The sequence below is a fragment of the Pseudomonas sp. NFACC04-2 genome, assembly GCF_900119265.1.
GTDB lineage: Bacteria > Pseudomonadota > Gammaproteobacteria > Pseudomonadales > Pseudomonadaceae > Aquipseudomonas > Aquipseudomonas fluorescens_AA.
In genome coordinates, this window is record NZ_FPJC01000023.1 from 60,469 (window position 1) to 78,014 (window position 17,546).

Below are 17,546 nucleotides of genomic sequence, written 5' to 3' on the forward strand. Positions count from 1 at the left end.
TGATATTGATAGGCGGCGAAGAAAACACTTAGCTGGCGGCGCTCAACGTCACCCAATATTGGGTTCGATAATCGATCCGCAGGTGCAGTGACTGCGCAACCAATGCCAATACCTGGTCGGTGTCGGCAAGTTGAAAGGTGCCGGAAACCCGCAGGCCCGAGATATCTTCGGCGCAGCGCAACAGGCCAGGGCGATAGCGCGACAAGGCCCCGATGAAATCACCGAGGCGCATATTGCGTGCGCTGATCACTCCGTCGCTCCAGCTCCATACATCCAGGCCGTTATCCTTGAATTCACGAACGCCATTTGAGGTGAACAGCCGCTGATTGCCGGCCTGGACCGTGTTGTTATCCGCAAGGGTTTGAGTGGATCCAGGAAATACGCTGACTGCGCCGCGCTGCACCGAGATGAGGGTCCCGTCGTCACGCTCATACGCGAGGAACCGGGCATCCAAAGTGCTGATCAATCCGTCGCGCGTTTGCACCCAGAACGGACGCGGTTGAGCCGAGCCTGCGTCCGCATCGGTGTTCACGATGATTTCGCCGCGTCGCAGAACGATCAGGCGCCGCTGTGCATTGAAATAGCTGTCGACCGCACTGTCGCTGTTGAGCTGGATAAGGCTGCCATCATCGAGCTGGAAGCGCTTTCGCTCGCCGGTCTTACTGTGCTGCTGGGCAAGCATGGCCGGCAGCGGCGTGTAGTCGCGGCCCAGCCAGGTCGCACCACCCAAGGTGGCCAATGCACCCAGTAGCTTGAGGCTTTGGCGCCGATGCAGGCCTGAGCGGGCGCCCTTGAGGGTGTGCCGGGCCAAATCAGGTGGCACGCCCGCGAAGTCATCGCCAAGCGCTTCCACACGCTGCCACGCTAACCGATGTTCCGGACGCTGCTGCAGCCAGTGCTCGAAACTGCGCTGGGTTTGCTCATCGGCAGGATTGAAGCGTAGGCGTACCAGCCAGTGGATCGCCTGATCGACCACCGCCGGATCCAGCGCTTGCGCTTCACTGTTCGGCATAACGCGAGCGATAGCAGTGTTGCAGGGCCTTGGCCAAGTCGCGTTCCACCGTGGAGCGGGAAACACCCAGTTTTTCGGCTATTTGCTGGCATGTCCAACCGTCGAGCTGGGCCAACAGAAACGCCTCGCGCACCCTTGGCTTGAGCAGGTCCAGTAGGCGGTCGATCCGCTCGAGGCTGTCAAGAATCAGCAAGCGTTCTTCTTCAGAGGGGGCCGCTTGTGGAGGGAGCAGCGCGAGGCTCTCGAAGTAGGCGCGTTCGAGCTCGCGACGGCGATACCGATCGATCATCAGCCCACGGGCGATGCTGCTCAGATAAGCCCGGGGTTCGCGCAAGGGGCTCAATTGACGCGATTTGAGCAGACGTACAAACGTGTCCTGCGCCAGGTCCGCCGCGCTTTCGTGACAGCCGATGCGCCGGCTCAGCCAGCTGTGCAACCAGGAATGGTGGCTGCGATAGAGCAGGGTGAGGTCGGCATTGCCCAGTGTGTCGTTGCTGCGCATCAGCATCCCGGAAACATACATAATTGATAATGACTCGCATTATATTCAGGCGGCTGACGTCAGTGCAAATGTGTGGGAGCCGATGCGCGAGACGGGGCCTGGTATCCGAGTCCTGATAGGAATAGGCAATGCTGCAAGGCAAACCGGCATAGGTGTCGAGGTTCTGCGTCGCTAGCATGGCCTCGTTCCCACTTGATTGGAGGCTCACCATGAGCAGCAGAAAAACCCTATTCATCACCGGCGTCAGCAGCGGCCTGGGCAATGCCCTGGCGCGGGAAGCGCTTGCGGCGGGCCATCGGGTGATCGGCACCGTGCGCAGTGACGCGGCATTGCAGGCTTTCGAGGCACTGTCCCCGTATCAGGCCCATGGTGTGCTCCTGGATGTCACCGACTTCGAGCGGATCGACAGCGTCGTCGCCGCCATACAAGCCAGCCATGGCCCGGTCGACGTGCTGGTCAACAATGCCGGCTATGGCCATGAGGGCATCTTCGAAGAGTCGCCGTTGGAGGAGATGCGCCGCCAGTTCGACGTCAACGTGTTCGGCGCGGTGGCGGTGACCAAGGCCTTCGTGCCCTATTTCCGCGAGCGCCGCGCCGGACATATCCTCAACATCACCTCCATGGGCGGCACCATCACCATGCCGGGCATTGCCTACTACTGCGCGAGCAAGTTTGCGCTGGAAGGTATCTCCGATACGCTGAGCAAGGAATTGCTGCCGTTCAACATCTTCGTGACCGCCGTGGCACCGGGCTCGTTTCGCACCGACTGGGCGGGACGTTCGATGCAACGCACCCCGCGAAGCATTGCCGACTACGACGCCAGTTTCGACCCGATACGCAAGGCGCGGGAAGAGAAAAGCGGCAAGCAGCCGGGTAACCCACAGAAGGCGGCCCGAGCGATGTTGCAACTGATCGACAGCCCGACACCGCCGGCCCACTTGCTGCTGGGCAGTGATGCCCTCAGCCTGGTGCGTGACAAGCTGAGCCGTGTTGCCAGGGAGATCGATCAATGGGAAGCGCTGAGCCGTTCGACGGACGATTGAATGGCAAGCAAGAGGCTCGTCAATGACCCAGGTTGATGCCTGCACCGCGCGCATGGTGCGGTTGATGGAAAAGCTCGCACCGGTAGAGGGCTACAACCTCAGTGCGCTGGAGGACATCCGTTTTCTGCGGTCGAACCGACCGCTGACGCGTACGCCGGTGTTGTATGAGCCCGGCATCGTGATCCTGTGCCAGGGGCGCAAGCGTGGCTACCTGGGCGACGACGTCTATGTCTACGACGCCCAGCATTACCTGGTGGTGTCTGTCCCGGTTCCTTTCACCATGAAGACCGACGCCAGCGCCGCGGAACCCATGCTGGCGGTCTACATGCGCCTGGACCTGCAACTGGCCAGCGAGTTGATGTTGCAAGTGGACGAAACCCTGGGCCCCAGCGATGCACAACCCAAAGGCATGTACGCCTCGCCCATGGACGACTTGCTGCGCACCTCGACGCTGCGTTTTCTGGAGGCCATGAGTCGCCCGGGCGAAGGGCAGATCCTGGGACCTTCGCTGATACGGGAAATCTACTACCGGATCCTGACCGGCGAGCAGGGAGGCTCGATGCGCGCCGCGCTCAGTCGCCAGGGGCACTTCGGCAAGATCACCCGGGCGATACGCAAGATCCACAGCTGCTACCACGAGCATCTGGACGTCGAAACACTCGCCCACGAAGCCAACATGAGCATCCCCAACTTTCACCTGCACTTTCGCAGCGTGACGGACTCCACGCCCATGCAGTACTTGAAATCGACACGCCTGCACCAAGCGCGATTATTGATGCTGCGCAACACCATGAGCGCCTCGACGGCGGCGTTCAACGTCGGCTATGAAAGCGCCTCGCAATTCAGCCGCGAGTTCAAGCGCCTGTTCGGCCGAACGCCACAGGCGGAGATTGAATGGATGAAGGCGACTTATGCGTTGCCGGCGCCTGCCGGGCCGTCCATCTATGTGTCGTCGCATTAGGGGTGGCGGTTGCTGGTCTTTTTGTCTGGGTTAGCTGACGCTCAGGCCGGTACATGGCTGGAGCAGGTGGGAGCGCTGCCTTTGGCGCTGGTTGGTATTCCAGGTATTGGTGCTAGGGAGGTGGGGATTTAATGAGCGGAACTGGAAATGCTCTTGTGATAGCTGAAGGGGGGTGAAGCCATTGTTTCAGTGGATTTTCAGGCACAAAAGAAGACGTCCGTGGACGTCTTTTTTCGTTGAAATGGTGGGCCGGGGTAATCTGAATTGATCGGGTATCTAGCTGATTTCCCAAGATAAATTCAGTTGGATTGTTTTTGTTGGAATACTTTATGGAATACCTTGCTCAAGGGGACATCTGTGTACCAATGATGACTCGAATGGCATTCCCTGTGAAAAACTAATTTTGTGTCTCCGTAGCCCTGAAGTAGGCCTGCGCAACGGCACTTGGATGACAGAGCGTAAATGGCACAGTCGTCGACGTTCGACTTCGTCCGCTCACGACCAATAGCAGTCGGTGGACAGACTAGTGGCAAATTGGTAGCTTAAATTCGCGCGTTAAATTGTTGCCGATTTCCATAAGCATGCCGCGCTTGTGCTACCCAATGTCCCGTCCATCTCGAGAGCGATTATGACTGTTGTGACGTCAATAACTGAAATCGAAGAAAACTTACAGCTTTTCGAAGACTACCTTTGCGAAGGCAGCGATGAAGAGCAGCTATTCTGTTCAGAATTGATTCGAAAGGGCAGTTGCTTTATCGCATACGAGACCGAAAATGAACTTCGATTTTCTCCTAGTCGCTATATCGGCTATAAAAAAATACAATTCACGCTCACATTCAGCGAAAGAAAGACGGAAAAGAAACGAATCCGGCCATCACTAAAGTGCTTGGAAAGTTAGCACAGGACGACAGGCTAGAAAAGAAATATCTTAAATATTGCAGTGATTTAGGCGTATCACCATTCAATAAAAAAAGAAAGTTATGGAGCCTATCCCTAGAGGGCACAGATTTCACAAGCAATAAAATTTCTCAAGAAGGCTTTCCTGAGGGGAAAATAGTTGAAAGGAAACATACAGCTCGCGAGCGAAATGCAGCTCTAGTTAAGTCGGCGAAGGAGGCTTATAAAAAATCAAATAAGCGCCTTTCCTGCGAGGCCTGTAACTTTGACTTTGAAAAGGTCTATGGCAAAAGAGGTAGTGATTACATCGAAGCTCACCATATAGTACCTATCAGCGAGATGCAGTCCTCACAAAAAACCAAAATCACTGATATTGCAATGGTGTGTTCTAATTGCCATAGAATACTCCATCGCTCAAGGCCTTGGCTCACGGTTGCCCAACTTAAAGCACTTATAACCAAAAAAACCTAACAATTCCCACTGACGCATTCACAAAATGGCAGGTGCGGCTCATTGTCAGTCTTTCGCGACAAGCAGCAATCGGCCAGAGGTTCGATGGACATCCTACTGGCTAAACGATAGCCTGCAATTATGAATGCTCAACAATGGTTTTTGTCTCTATGTCGATTCCTTAGGCATGTCGTGCTTATTCGTTTAAAATCGTATATTGGCCTGCACAGTTAAAGAACTGGCTCAGTTCGGATCAATCACCTACAGGGAGCTGTTTGATGCATTTTTTGGCACATGTAGCAGCGGAAATTAACAAAAAGTCAAAAGCATATGAAATTGGCAAGCTACAGAATATTCGAAAAAAAATAAATAACCATTCGAGGCTTTCATCCAATCAACTATTCGATAAAAGAACAGTATTTGAAGAGTGGGGATGGCATTATGGAGGCAGGAAAGAACTTCAATTTAACATCGGTATTGAGGGGGACTTCCTCAGATACGGGGTCGCCTTTTCCCTTGAGTGCAGCCGGTCCCTTCCGAGCATAGAGATACTGACCCCCAAAATAGCGCTATTCAATGAGTATCTTAACGAATATTGCGAGAATTTTTCAGACTTGCGAATGTGGCACTACGAAGGCGATGGTCGAAGCACTGAATACATGCCTTCGTCTATTCCTCAAGAACGAGTAAGAGAAGGTGTTTTTATATTTCTTGGAGGGAGGTTGGAGAAAAGCAAAATTGATTATGGCCTGATATTGGAAACCTTTGATCGGCTGCTTCCCATCTATTTTTTCACGGAGGGTGGTAACCCCCGTACAGCTATCAAAGAGAAGCTTTTCGATTTCAGGTTCATTGCGGGCTGCACAAAAAGACGATCAGTAACTTCAGGGCTGCTAACTCAAAAAGAGCTGGATATTCAACTAAGGCATAACGATTATCAGAGTAATCTCTATAGTGAACTTTCAAATATATACGGAGAGGAAAACGTCGGCACCGAAATATATGCAAGCGGAATCAGCATAGACCTTGTAGTTAAACAAGGAGAGAGCTATTGGTTCTATGAAATAAAGACCGCATCCACTGCAAGAGCTTGTATTCGACAGGCATTGGGTCAAATATTGGAGTATTCATACTGGCCTGGCCATCAGCGCGCCACGAAATTAGTTGTAGTAGGCTCAACCGTGGCAAGCGCAGAAGAGATCAGATATATAGAGTATTTGCGCGACACATTTGGACTGCCACTCGAATACCAAGCGATCGCTCATTAGCCGTCAACCACTGCCAATACTATTTTTTTATCGAGAAAATGAATGTTTGGATCGATTTCAGCCCTCCCCGACAGGCGGCAATCGACCCAAAGCTGCCCTTCTTGGAGGACAGCTAACGGCCAACAACGGACGCTGGACGTTGTGATGGCAAATGGGTAGCGTCACCAATGTTGCGTTCGAATCTAGAAGGGCGTAACTCTTAAACTTGCGCTTAGACACCCTGGGTTCTGAAATCGGTAAGTCCGTACGACATTTTCGGAGGCAAAATGGATTTCACAGTCATTGACGTTGAGACCTCAAATCCGAACCTGGCGAGCATTTGTCAGATTGGTGTCGTGGTTTTTCGAAGCGGAAAGCTTCATAACTCATGGGGCTCATTGGTCAATCCTAATGATTATTTTCATCCCATGAACGTATCTGTTCATGGGATCGACGAAAACATGATTTCGGCAGCGCCATACTGGGCTGAGGTCTACCAGCAAGTTTTGCCATTCGTCGCCGGGAAGATTGTTGTTAGCCATACTCCCTTTGATCGAACAGCCACCTTCCGAGCTAATCAAAGTGCTGGCCTTCCGGTTTTTGATTGTTCCTGGCTCGACACCTCTCGTGTGGCACGTAGGGCTTGGAGTCAGTTTTCCCAGTCTGGCTACGGCCTTAAGAATTTAGCATCACATTTTGGGATCGCTTTTGAGCATCACGATGCTGTCGAGGATGCCCGAGCTGCGGGGGAAATATTGCTCCGCGCAATCGCTGACACCGGCTCAACAGTTGCTGAGTGGTGCTCTCTGGTTAACCAGCCATTAAATCCCGATTCAGTGTCTTCCATAGCGCGGGTTGCATGCCTTGAGGGCGTGCTCTCGGGTAATGTTGTCGTGTTCACCGGCACTCTTTCCATTCCTCGGCAGCATGCCGCAGATATGGCGGCAGCCGCTGGATGCGATGTAGGTTTAGGCGTGACCAAGCACACCACCCTCCTCGTTGTAGGGGACCAAGACATAAGCAGATTGGCGGGTATGGAGCGGAGTTCTAAGCATAGAAAAGCTGAAGAACTTATTTCAAAAGGGCAAAAAATTCGAATCTTGGGCTAAAGCGATTTTCAAGCCCTACTACAGCCGATCTAAACTTGGTGGGTGAGTCGCAACTACCGGGTTAGATTGCTGTAATAGCCCTCCCTGCCTGAGCCTTATCCGTCATGATAGGCCGAGAGCGGCCGCTCCGTAAGGCCGCTTTTCGATTAACGCTGATATGTATTTTTATCGATTTGTAGCATGTAATGGCGACGTTCTGATGCAAAATACATATCACTCGAAACGCTTTTTTAGGGGGACCGCGCTGAGCACTTTAAGACGGCCTTCTCCGCCGTTGAAAAGTCTATCTTGTTCAAATACCTGCCCAGAAGTAACCATTGTTGGGAGATAGAAAACGATTCCGTCTCGATGCCCGGAACTGGCGATCACGCTCTCAAGCTGAATTAGCATCGATTCGTATGTGCGAATATTTACTCTATTCTTGATCTCCACAACTACTGACTGACCACTACTCTTCACTAGGACGTCTGCAACAAGCTTCCTTTTTTCCCCGCCAATTTGAGCTTCAGACAACACTTCTGCATCAGGAAAGATAGCGGTCAAAAAACCCGCTACCGACCCTAGCCACTGAGGGTACGAGTTGCTTTCCAACTCCTCCACGGAACGGAGAGTAAAATATGATTTAAGGGCCTCAGTAACACGCCCCAAAAGATCCCCCTCCGCAAAATTGAACTTGCTTTTTATCGTTCGCGCCAATAATTTTGCGGCTTCCTCTTCTCGGTCGCGTGCCAGCTGTAAGGCCATCTCGTCAACAAGAAGGCAAGAGAACGCTGTTACCGACACGATGGCGAGGAACGCTTCACTCTCGCTGAAGTCCAATTTGTGATCATGAGTAGATGGGTTTCTCCACTCCTGTCTGTAGTTTGTAAATTGATCCAGCACTCTCTTCCTGAATACATTGGACTTGCTAAAGAACTGCTCAATATCAAATATTCGCGCCTTATCAAGGTTTTTCTTGGCTAGAACACCATAAGCCTCTTTGAGGCCACCTTCGAATGCTTGATTTGTTCTATACACTGCATCGGTGAATGCCGAATCATCGGTATCCCTTTGCCCCCTCTTCAAATGTTTATAAGCAACTTCTACGTGCGCGAGCATCGCCATCAGTCCAAGCGTATGATCACCCGCACCAGCTTGATTGATCTTTCCTCGAAGGGTCGCAATAATATCCATTAACTAGAGACGCTCTAACAATCGGTGAGCGAAAAAAAGGCGTGATGTTATCAGCCATCTGTGTCGCGTAATTTTAATTTTCGGAACCTCTTGAGCCAATTGCGTCAAGAGGTAGAAACGCCGCATGAGCAGAAGAAGACAAGCGACGTGACCTTGCCCGAGACTACAAAAACACCGGCAGTGTGTCTATGACTGAAAATAGCTTAACGCGTCCGTTCGTGATGTCTACCTGGATAAATCTGCCATCTGCGAGAGGCGGCTTTGGGTCTATTACTGCCGTACATGAACAACGGTTTTGAGCCGGCAGGCGTTCGGATTCGGGAGCTTTCGACCTATAAAGGATCCTGAAGGCTGTCAGTGACTGGCAGAATTTGTCTGTCTCGAAATTGGTTCCATGTCATCACAAGGCAATCACAGCTGAATTGGCTCAGAACGATAATTTAAGAACGCCTGCCAGGCTGCGATACGCCGAATTGGCACCCTTACGTCCCCAAAATCATGCTTTCATCGCTTCTCCAATGCGACTGCACCTCTACCATTATTCGCGTTGATAGTCGGTTGCAGAACCAATTGTCCGGCGTAGTGGAGTCGAGAACTCGCAGTGAGCTATCCTTGTACCCATGCTAATAGACCATGAACGTGAAAAACTGATCGAAGCGGTCAAGTTTTTTGCGCAAAACACACGAAAGCTGGGAAAGACGAAGCTATTTAAGCTCCTGTATTTCCTTGATTTTTCTCATTTTAGAGATACCGGGCGACCTGTCACCGGGCTTGAGTACTTCGCGTGGCCAATGGGGCCGGTGCCCACCGACCTTTTCGAGGAGCTAAAAACTCCTCAGCAAGATTGGGAGGGTAATTGCTCATTCGAATTTATTCCAATAGCAAAGGGGCAGATGTTTCGAGTTGAGGCTTTAAGCAAATTCGATCCTTCGCATTTTTCGAAGCGTGAGCTTCGCATTATGCAAAGCCTGGCGGATCAGTTTAAAAACTCTGATGCAGAGCAAATGGTGGAGGAAACCCACCTAGAAAACCTGCCTTGGCATCAGATCTATGAAGTTCAGGGGCTAAAGCAACACAAAATCCCATACCGAATGGCTGTGCGTACACAAGAGGAGGACGCCGTTATGGGGCTCGCCGCCGATCGAGCAGAAATGGTCGCTACGTTAAGGAAATAATGTGACCCCAGGGACGATCTATCTCCATAAAGATTTCGTGTTTTCTGACGGCACAGCCAAAGACAAGTACTTGGTTGTGCTGGGAAACTTGAAAAATGGGATTGTCCTAGTGGCCAAAACCACATCTCAGGGACACCACTACCGCAATGATTTTGGCTGCCAAAGCGGCAACAGGTTTGCCGCTTTCTTCTTTCCCGCCAGTTCAAAATGCTTTCAGAAGAATACTTGGATTTGCTTGAGTGAGTTTTATGAGCTGAGTGAGAATCATCTGACTCAAGGGTTAGCTACCGGCGGCGTTTTTAGGATCGGTCACCTGGGAGAGACTTTCACACGGGATGTACAGTTCTGCGCTAAGGGCTCAGATGACATCAGCGTGGCTCAAGAGTCTATGATCGACGGCAGTTTGGCTCAACCGTGATCAACCATAGCTCGCTTGGCACGATCCGCTTGAGGCTACGTTTCTAGCGGCTCAGTGAGAAGCGACAGGTCGGGAGGATCGATGCAGGTCCAAGGCTAGCGGTCAGCAACACAGATAGGTGATCTGTCCCGACTATTCTCTAGCTGCTAATTAGCAATCTACGCTGCTGTGGTTACAGTTTTTGACCACTGTCATTCTTTTGTCGCTTCTGATTTCGGCGCTTTTTGACCTCAAGTTTTTACCACGTGCACCTGAACGTCCAGTAGGGTATAAATATTTGCATGGCCTATTGCCATTTGGCTTGGGTGTTTTTTCGGTTGATAGTCACTACTTCTATGAAATGGTTACTATTATATTAATGGTGTAAGCAGGGATACATATGCCGCTCAATCTTGATATTGTCATTGAAACAGTAGATTACGAAGTTGACATGAAGGCAGGCCTAGAAACCTTACAAGGAGCTTCCGAAGCAACCTTGAGCATTGTAGAAACTCTTGTGACTGGAAAAGTCGCCTTAAGGCATAGAGGCGTTAGCAGTGTGAGAACAATTCTAAAAAGAACCTTCAAAGGTTCTTATGGGCAGGTTTTCGCCGTTGAAATCTCTGATGAGGAATTACAAAGAGAATACAAGAAAATTGGCAATACAACATTTGTCGAGTTAATGTCTTACTTCATGAAGGAGTCTCTTTATCTTGAGTCTGCCGACCTCTCAGCAAAAGCTCAGAAAATCGTAGATGATTTAGGCGACTCGGCCGAAGCCTTAATAAAAAAATTGCGTGTTTCCTCAATGGAAAACCTTCATAAAGTTTCAACAAAATTTGATCATGATGTAAAAATTAGATACAGAAAAAGCCTGAATGAAAAAGTGGTTATAGCCAGTTTCAACAAGTCAACTGTTTTAGCGCTACAGGCTACGGAGTCCGATAAGAGTACAGATATTACTGCCAGCATCACTAGGCTAAACATAAACACTGGAAACGGCAGGCTTCTTCTTGAAGGAGCGGACGAAACAGTGGCTTTTGGTTTTGGAATTGAGTATAAAGAAGTTAGATTAGAGGCCAAGAAAAAGTTCTCTGAAAACCTAGATCACAACAATGGAATAGATAGTTCCAGGTGGAAGAATCTAAAAATAATTGCTAGACCCATAAAGCTTCGAGACGGAAAGATTGTAAAATATATTGTCACAGGTTTTTATAATGATTAACAGATACGCAGCGGCGGCTGCATTATTGCTTCTCGGTGTTTTCGCCTCGTACCTCCTTCAATTTCATTTTAAGCTAGGGTACGGGGTATCCAACGATCCGGCTGTCTGGGGACAGCTGGGAGACTACTTTGGTGGTCTCCTAAACCCCATGCTTAGTTTTATCTCTCTTGTGCTTCTCATCAAATCATTGACGTTGCAAAATCAAGCTAACCAAGACCTCAGAAATGAAATAAGCAACACAAGAAAATCTGAAAGACTGCGCTCCTTCGAGGTACAGCTTTTTAACATGATTGATTCTCAGCGGGCCTCGCTGCATACATTAAAAATTGAATTCGAAAATGAGGGTTCATCAGAGATAATGTATGGGGCTGATGCCATTATTAAAATTGAAGATAATATTGAGCTTTTAAGAAAAAATTCGCCTGAGGTTAATCGCGCAATCGAATACTTAGAAAATGTTGATGCTACCGATCAAATATTCGGAGTTACCAGAGTCTTTTATAATATGGTGAAAATGATTTCTGAGAAATTAAGTGATTCTAATGGGTTTTCCTTGGAAGATAGGCGCTCGCATTATCTCACCCTTATAAATTTCACAGATTTTGCGCTATTGCGACTAGTAATGATGAGTGCGCAATTTTTGCAGTTTCCATCCACCGATTACTTAAAGTCAAACGAAGAATTCAATGCTGTCCTAATCGAAACTGGTCTTAATTACAATCTTTACTGATGCGCACGCTCTTTGCCCTCATGTTTATGTGAAAGCCTTGCTATATAAGTTAGAGTTTTCGCGCGTTGTTTTAATCACGCCCGCTTTCATAGATTTTTGGAATGATTGACTTCGACCGAAAGGGGGCTCTCGTGAGGGGCTGCTTATGGCCGACTTCGGCCGGTCGAGAGCTGCTATTGCGAGAATCATAAGGGCCGCTGGCGGCGACTCTAGCCTTTGTCCATCCGCGGCCCCCAGCGGCGGGGGCCAGGCCGACTTCCTTCCTTTAGCCTGGTCAATCCCTGGTTGATGCTGCCCGCCTTTTCACCACATGTACCCATATACCGCTGAAGAAGTCGCAAAAAACCACCTATCGAATGACAGGTGGTTTTGATGGTTCCAGTAATCGCTGAGGAAAACTATAAGAAGACTTTCATCGCCCCGATCAAGATGCCGATTGTGACTGCGAGCATGGAAGCCATGCGAATGGATAACTTGAGATCAGATTTAGCGATCTCTGCAGTCAGCCGGTGATCAATTTTAGATATCTCGGAAGTCAGCCGATGATCAGCTTTAGCCAACTCAGTAGTCAGTCGCTGCTCTAGATTGGTGAGATCACTTTTCGTAGCGAGTAGTGTGAGCATGTCAGATTCCAATGCTTGGATAACGGCTTCAGCTTTGAGCTCAGGCACGTCGATTGCGCGCAGTGCCTGATACATCGCCAGTTCCATTTTCATTAAGGCCTCCTGAAACAAAAAAAGGCCTTCCCCACGACGGGAAAGGCCCGTCGTGGGTGGGAAAGTCATGCTTCCATCGACATCAAGTCGACTGTCCGCGCTGCCGGAAGCTATGCGGTCATATGAAGGATCCTGCGGAGAACCGCAGCGCCGTCTTGAAGATCCTGGCGGCTGGTGCTGAACGAATCAGCGAGATGCATAGCAAAAATGCCGCTGGGGGCGTTTGCTGTCAATCCGGAAACCGGTTATCGAGTGTTTCCTAATGTTGTATGAGGCTTCTCGCTGCCTGGCGTCACCAATTTCAGATTCGGGTTGTTAAGGGACGAGTCGCTTATCAAGCCATAGTGTTTTTTCAAGAGATAGCCGTGTAAGAAACGTGTTTTGCGTGCACCGCTGAGCTCATATGTCCAGATGCAACGACCGTTCGTTTGTATGCGGTGCAGTTTCATTTTTCCAAAGCGCTTTTGAACCCATTCCCAGTCAGGCTGCCCCTGTCTTTTAGAGATGGAGGCGGGATGAGGGAATGCTTTCGCGTAGCGTTGGAATATTCCAGGAGTGACCAAGAAGAGAGTGTCTTCGACGGAGTGCACCAGCGCTTGATCGTCATTCATGATGATCTCGTGAGTGCGTACGCCTTCGATCAGCCATTCCATGAAGTGTTCGCCGCTTGGCTTCGCATGCTTGTCTGGCTCGGACGGTTCTTGGGCAGATTCGGTGATAGGTCCGGAGTCGGAATCTTCAGGCCACTTGGGAAGCTTGCCGATTTGATTCGTTAATGAGTCGAGATAGTCGGTTGATGGTGTATCTGACAGTGATGGATCTGATTGTGTGGCGATGGTCGCTGGCTTATGGCTCTCAGTTGCCGTGGCGGTCTGTGCAGGGGTTTTGGCTACTAAAGCTTGTTCGGCTTGAATAATGATCGCGCCGAGTGCGCCGGTATGTTCGCTATGGCCAGACCAGCGGGCCATGAGCGAGGCCCACAGTTCAGGGAAAGCGGAAAGCCAGTCCAAGATTTCGCTGCTTAATAGCTGGTGGATCATCAGGCTGGATGCGGGGCCGCGCAGTCGATAATCGAGGTCTTTTCGGTATCGTACTCGGTAAGGTCGAGTCAGCGGTCCGTGCCATGGGTGCCAGGCGCAGCCATCCAAATATTCGACCTGGAGATCAATCGCAATCTTGCCAAGGTTTTCACTCAGGATGGCGTATGCCAGTGCGGCATTCCACGCTTCCGTTTGGATGATCTGAATTTCTGGTGGAGCTCCTGGGGGCAGTAATCGTGATCGGCGAATTTTTAGAGCGTACGTAACTACTTCCAGGCCATGGTCCAGCATCCCACCGGAGTAAGCGTGGGACTGACTTTCGGATGCTGGGAAAAGTTGAACCAGTTCGGCGTATCGTCTAATTGGGTCGAGATAAAGTTCATCGAATTGAGGGCGGGACATGGCGGTGCACTGCCAGATCTGCCTCAGCAACTTTTGTCTGCGGGGAGCGGCCAAGAGTGATTCCGCAGATTGGGGAGTGGTTAGGCCGGCGGGTGATGTTGGGCTAGCTGCAGCCCTAGGGTCGAGTGCACGCCGAAGCTTGCGATGGAACAGTGAGAACATAATTGCTCCTGTCGAGAGGGAAGGGAGGTATTCGCTTGGCGACGACATGAAGCAGCACTTATAAATATGGATGAGTGCTTGGCTTCGAAGCGCCGATACAGACTTGTCAGTGGGCTGGAGGCTCATGTGCACATGGGCGTCGGTGATCTTGCCAAGGTCTGTTCCCAGTTCCCGGGCTTTGCTGACGTTAGTGACGAAGCGCCGGTTGGCCACACCCAGTTGCGTGTTGTCCGCGGGGAGAATGCCGGCCTTGCCGATTTTTTCAGCCCACCATCGAAGGTGCGCCAGCCGATTTTTGATGGTGCCAGGTGACAGGCCTTCGCCTTGCCAGCGATCCAGCAGTGCCAGTACGTGTTTGCCCTTAAGCGAGGGGGCTCTCATCTGCCGGAAACCAGACTCGCGCAGTTGGCGTGCGATCAGCCCCAGTGAGCGGATACGGTCGGCCTGAGTGTTGTGACTTCCGTCGCGATTGCGTCGGCAAAGTTGTCGCAGGCTGTAGGTCAAATCGTCCATATACCGTTCACGCTCACAGGCTTTGACTGTGTTGTTCTGTCCTGAAAATCATTGGTAAGTGTTGGTGCCAACTCGCTAGGCGAGATCCCCGAAGGGCAGGGGCATGGTGTTCAGGAAACACCGATGTCTCGACTGAGACGTCCGTCTTGCTTCCTGCTGGAAGATCGGACGGAGATGGAACGGGATGAGTTAGTTTTTAGTGTTGATGAGTACTCCAAGGAAATGGATGGGATTGTTAAGTGGAAGCAGTCGGCATTGTGCAAAGGACCGCTGCCTGGACGGTGCAGTAGCGGCACATGACGGAATAAATCCGATAGACAAAAGCGGCTCCGCCCATGGGTATGGGTCGGTATGCTTTCAGAGCCTTGCATACCTGGCTAACTCCATTCTGCTGGATCAGCGCTTGCAGGAGTCTTGCGCTGTTGGGATGACGACTCTCGAACCTGTCGTCTTAGGTTTTAGCTGGGCCAGTGTATGGGGGCATCATCATGTATGCCGCACTCTTTAGGGTTCAGGATTTGCCCGTGATGTTGGGGCGTCGGCTGGGCCGTCACTGCGGTTTGCAGTGACGGCCCGGTTCATATGAGTTGCGCGTCATCGGGCACGCATATCATTGCCTATGGGACTGACGCGGCCTTCGGCCTTGTCGGCTCCCTGCGCAGGTGCGGCATGGTCCCCATGCCACGCCTGCACAGGGAGCTTGTGGGAAAGATGGAGCTGGGCGCTGCAAGGCTTCCCCTCCGCCAGTGTCGGCGCGCAGGCGCAAGTCTCCGTCAGTCCAGTGGCGCGTGATCCCAGTAGCTTGCGTCGCAAATTCTTTTGCGCTAGTTTGGCCACACGTCGCTACATGGTCGACGGGCTGCCCACCCCTTGAGGCCTCACCGGCCGCAGCTAACCGGATCGAACCATGATCATCACAGCAATCTCTTGACCTGAGCCTCTTCCGGGCATCGGGGATGGCGGGTGGGCGTCTCCGATGTCGCTCCTTGGGAGCAACGGAGAAACTTATGGTACCGACTACACGCCGCGAAACCATCAAAGTGCAGGCCAAGCGCCTGCGCGATTTGTTCGATATCGACCTGACCACTGCCAAATACGTTTTAGCGCGCGGCCCCTATGGCTGTGCCGATTGGGCAGATCTGTGTACCCGACTCGAACAGGAGCCCCCTCTTCAAGGTCCGCTGCAACTGGCCGAACTGCCCCAGTCCCTAGGCGCGACAGCATATCTGGCCAAGCATCTATGCTCGTTGGCGGCCTCGGTCAGCCAACTGATCATCACCAACCGCAACTTACCAGAGCTCTGTGAAGCGCTGCGGAAAGTATTCGCGGTACCAGGCAACCCGGTGGCACTGCAGGATGTGTTGCAAGCCATCACGCCAAGTGAGTGGCTACCCACCGACATGGGGCCGGACCCACTGACGGTGATTCAAAGTCGAGTCTGTGTTAACGGGAAGGATCTACTGCTGTTGGGAACCCGGATTTTCTGGCCGCGGTTATTTGCCTTTGATGCAGAGATCACCGTCGAGCCGGCGACTGCAGAGCCCTTTGGCGACGACCTTAAAATCATGTGGGAGGTCGCTCCGTGGTATCAAGCGAGCAGAGACTATCTGTTCGAGTATCAACGTGGAGACGACTGGGACGACTTGCCAGACTTCGTGGAACCGCTGATTCCCGAATCTGCGCGGATGCAGATGCATGCGCGGTGGTTCGCCCAGTGCCTGAAAGAGTGGCCACAGGAGCGCCGCTACAATGACGAGGGGGAGGAGTTCATTCCGTTCCTCTACCAAGGTCACGCGTACTTGGTGTTCGGCGTGCCCTGCGCCGAACCGGTGATACACCCGCCGTTGCGCCGCCAGTACATCCAGTTCCCGGAGGAAGACAATAACTGCTCTCAAGTCATTCTGCTTGGTGGCCAGTTGCTGCAGATCGAGATGCTGATCGTGTCTAAACCAACACAACACCAGTATTGGGATTACGCAGACTATCACCAGGCGCTATGCAATGGATTGCTGGATGGAGCGGCGGCCGCAGGCTGGATCAGCGCGCCCCTGCACGGTTGGGGTGACCTGTTATTCATCAGCCCCGCCTGCCGCTTCACCTTGGAATGCCAATTGCGGGTGGAGATCAAGCCCGAGCCCAATGAAACGCTCCTTACCCTGCAGACCGACAATCCAGACCTTGCCATGGAAGTGCTGGAACGGGTACACAAGGGGGATTTCATTCGCTACGAGCACGCTACGTTCGGTGCGCACTACGCCATGCGCATTGACCTGCCGGCCGACCACACCAGCGTTGATCTGAGCCTGTCGATGAACTGTATCGAACAGACAGTCTTTCACAGTGCCCACCTGATCACCCGGCGCGTGATCCAAAACGACGGGGACAAGCAGATGTTGTACTGCGATATTGAGCCGGCCTTGCTCAAACTGGTGGAGCGTCCACCGCTGAAGTTGCTGAAGAAAGCCGTCCGCGAAGGGCAGGTCCTGCGCGTCCAAGGGCTGTTCGAGCAGCTACAGGCAGCGCCAACGTTGCAGGCCAGTGGACCAATGTTCGAGCCGACCTTCAACGGAGTGGCCAACCCCTTGGAAGAGTCGCTGTTTGATGGTGACGAGGAGTTGAGCTTCCACTCGATCCGCTATCAACGCCGTAACTTCTAACCAAGTGGCCAGCGACGCGGTGAAAGCCGCGTTGCTGGACAGGCAGGCCCTTCTGTCTGTCGTCTCTGAAGCGATTTTGATCCCGGTTGCTGGTTTCCACTGACCCACATTCTGCCTTTGGCGACATCCGCAAGG

15 protein-coding genes are annotated in these 17,546 nt (G+C 51.8%); 10 read left to right on the forward strand and 5 right to left on the reverse strand.

Translation table 11 applies throughout. From position 1 onward, the window contains the following. Positions 1-28: 28 nt before the first annotated feature. Both BT125_RS23940 and BT125_RS23945 read right to left on the reverse strand, forming a co-directional pair. Positions 29-1,012, reverse strand: a complete 984-nt coding sequence (locus tag BT125_RS23940; protein ID WP_072411056.1) for a DUF4880 domain-containing protein — start codon at positions 1,010-1,012, stop codon at positions 29-31. Further along, positions 999-1,514, reverse strand: coding sequence for a sigma-70 family RNA polymerase sigma factor (locus BT125_RS23945; RefSeq protein ID WP_072411106.1), 516 nt, complete (start codon positions 1,512-1,514; stop codon positions 999-1,001). Before BT125_RS23945 ends, BT125_RS23940 begins: the two co-directional genes overlap by 14 nt. A 209-nt stretch (positions 1,515-1,723) precedes the next feature. On the opposite strand from BT125_RS23945, the gene BT125_RS23950 reads away from it, so the two are divergent. The 5 genes from BT125_RS23950 (at position 1,724) to BT125_RS23970 (ending at position 7,221) form a co-directional block, all read left to right on the forward strand. Next, positions 1,724-2,557: an oxidoreductase gene (locus tag BT125_RS23950; protein ID WP_072411058.1), complete on the forward strand. Its 834-nt coding sequence runs from the start codon at positions 1,724-1,726 to the stop codon at positions 2,555-2,557. Between the two features lie 22 nt (positions 2,558-2,579). Further along, positions 2,580-3,518: an AraC family transcriptional regulator gene (locus BT125_RS23955; protein WP_072411070.1), complete on the forward strand. Its 939-nt coding sequence runs from the start codon at positions 2,580-2,582 to the stop codon at positions 3,516-3,518. A gap of 882 nt (positions 3,519-4,400) precedes the next feature. Beyond that, a complete protein-coding gene (locus BT125_RS23960; protein WP_072411072.1) occupies positions 4,401-4,886 on the forward strand; it encodes an HNH endonuclease in 486 nt (161 codons plus the stop codon). Between the two features lie 257 nt (positions 4,887-5,143). Beyond that, entirely contained in the window at positions 5,144-6,133 is a 990-nt protein-coding gene (locus BT125_RS23965; protein ID WP_072411074.1) for a hypothetical protein, read from the forward strand. A gap of 266 nt (positions 6,134-6,399) precedes the next feature. Next, positions 6,400-7,221, forward strand: a complete 822-nt coding sequence (locus BT125_RS23970; protein ID WP_072411076.1) for an exonuclease domain-containing protein — start codon at positions 6,400-6,402, stop codon at positions 7,219-7,221. Between the two features lie 213 nt (positions 7,222-7,434). Here BT125_RS23970 and BT125_RS23975 read toward each other — a convergent pair whose 3' ends face one another. After that, positions 7,435-8,394, reverse strand: a complete 960-nt coding sequence (locus BT125_RS23975) for a hypothetical protein (protein ID WP_072411078.1) — start codon at positions 8,392-8,394, stop codon at positions 7,435-7,437. Positions 8,395-9,014: 620 nt separating this feature from the next. Here BT125_RS23975 and BT125_RS23980 point away from each other — a divergent pair. The 4 genes from BT125_RS23980 (at position 9,015) to BT125_RS23995 (ending at position 11,921) form a co-directional block, all read left to right on the forward strand. Then, a complete protein-coding gene (locus tag BT125_RS23980) occupies positions 9,015-9,569 on the forward strand; it encodes a Panacea domain-containing protein (protein ID WP_072411080.1) in 555 nt (184 codons plus the stop codon). 1 nt (position 9,570) lies between these two features. Beyond that, positions 9,571-9,987 (forward strand): hypothetical protein, encoded by a 417-nt coding sequence (locus tag BT125_RS23985; protein WP_047598456.1) that lies wholly within the window; start codon positions 9,571-9,573, stop codon positions 9,985-9,987. A gap of 379 nt (positions 9,988-10,366) precedes the next feature. Next, positions 10,367-11,191 carry a hypothetical protein gene (locus BT125_RS23990; protein ID WP_072411082.1) on the forward strand — a complete coding sequence of 275 codons (825 nt, stop codon included), beginning with the start codon at positions 10,367-10,369 and terminating at the stop codon, positions 11,189-11,191. After that, a complete protein-coding gene (locus BT125_RS23995; RefSeq protein WP_072411084.1) occupies positions 11,184-11,921 on the forward strand; it encodes a hypothetical protein in 738 nt (245 codons plus the stop codon). The genes BT125_RS23990 and BT125_RS23995 overlap by 8 nt, the downstream gene beginning before the upstream one ends. A gap of 398 nt (positions 11,922-12,319) precedes the next feature. On the opposite strand, the gene BT125_RS24000 is transcribed toward BT125_RS23995, so the two are convergent. Beyond that, on the reverse strand, positions 12,320-12,637 hold the full coding sequence (locus BT125_RS24000; RefSeq protein ID WP_072411086.1) for a hypothetical protein: 318 nt from the start codon (positions 12,635-12,637) through the stop codon (positions 12,320-12,322). 245 nt (positions 12,638-12,882) lie between these two features. Continuing rightward, entirely contained in the window at positions 12,883-14,754 is a 1,872-nt protein-coding gene (locus BT125_RS24005; protein ID WP_083564550.1) for a TraI domain-containing protein, read from the reverse strand. Positions 14,755-15,761: 1,007 nt separating this feature from the next. Here BT125_RS24005 and BT125_RS24015 point away from each other — a divergent pair. After that, positions 15,762-17,411, forward strand: coding sequence for a hypothetical protein (locus BT125_RS24015; RefSeq protein ID WP_072411088.1), 1,650 nt, complete (start codon positions 15,762-15,764; stop codon positions 17,409-17,411). Positions 17,412-17,546: the final 135 nt, after the last annotated feature.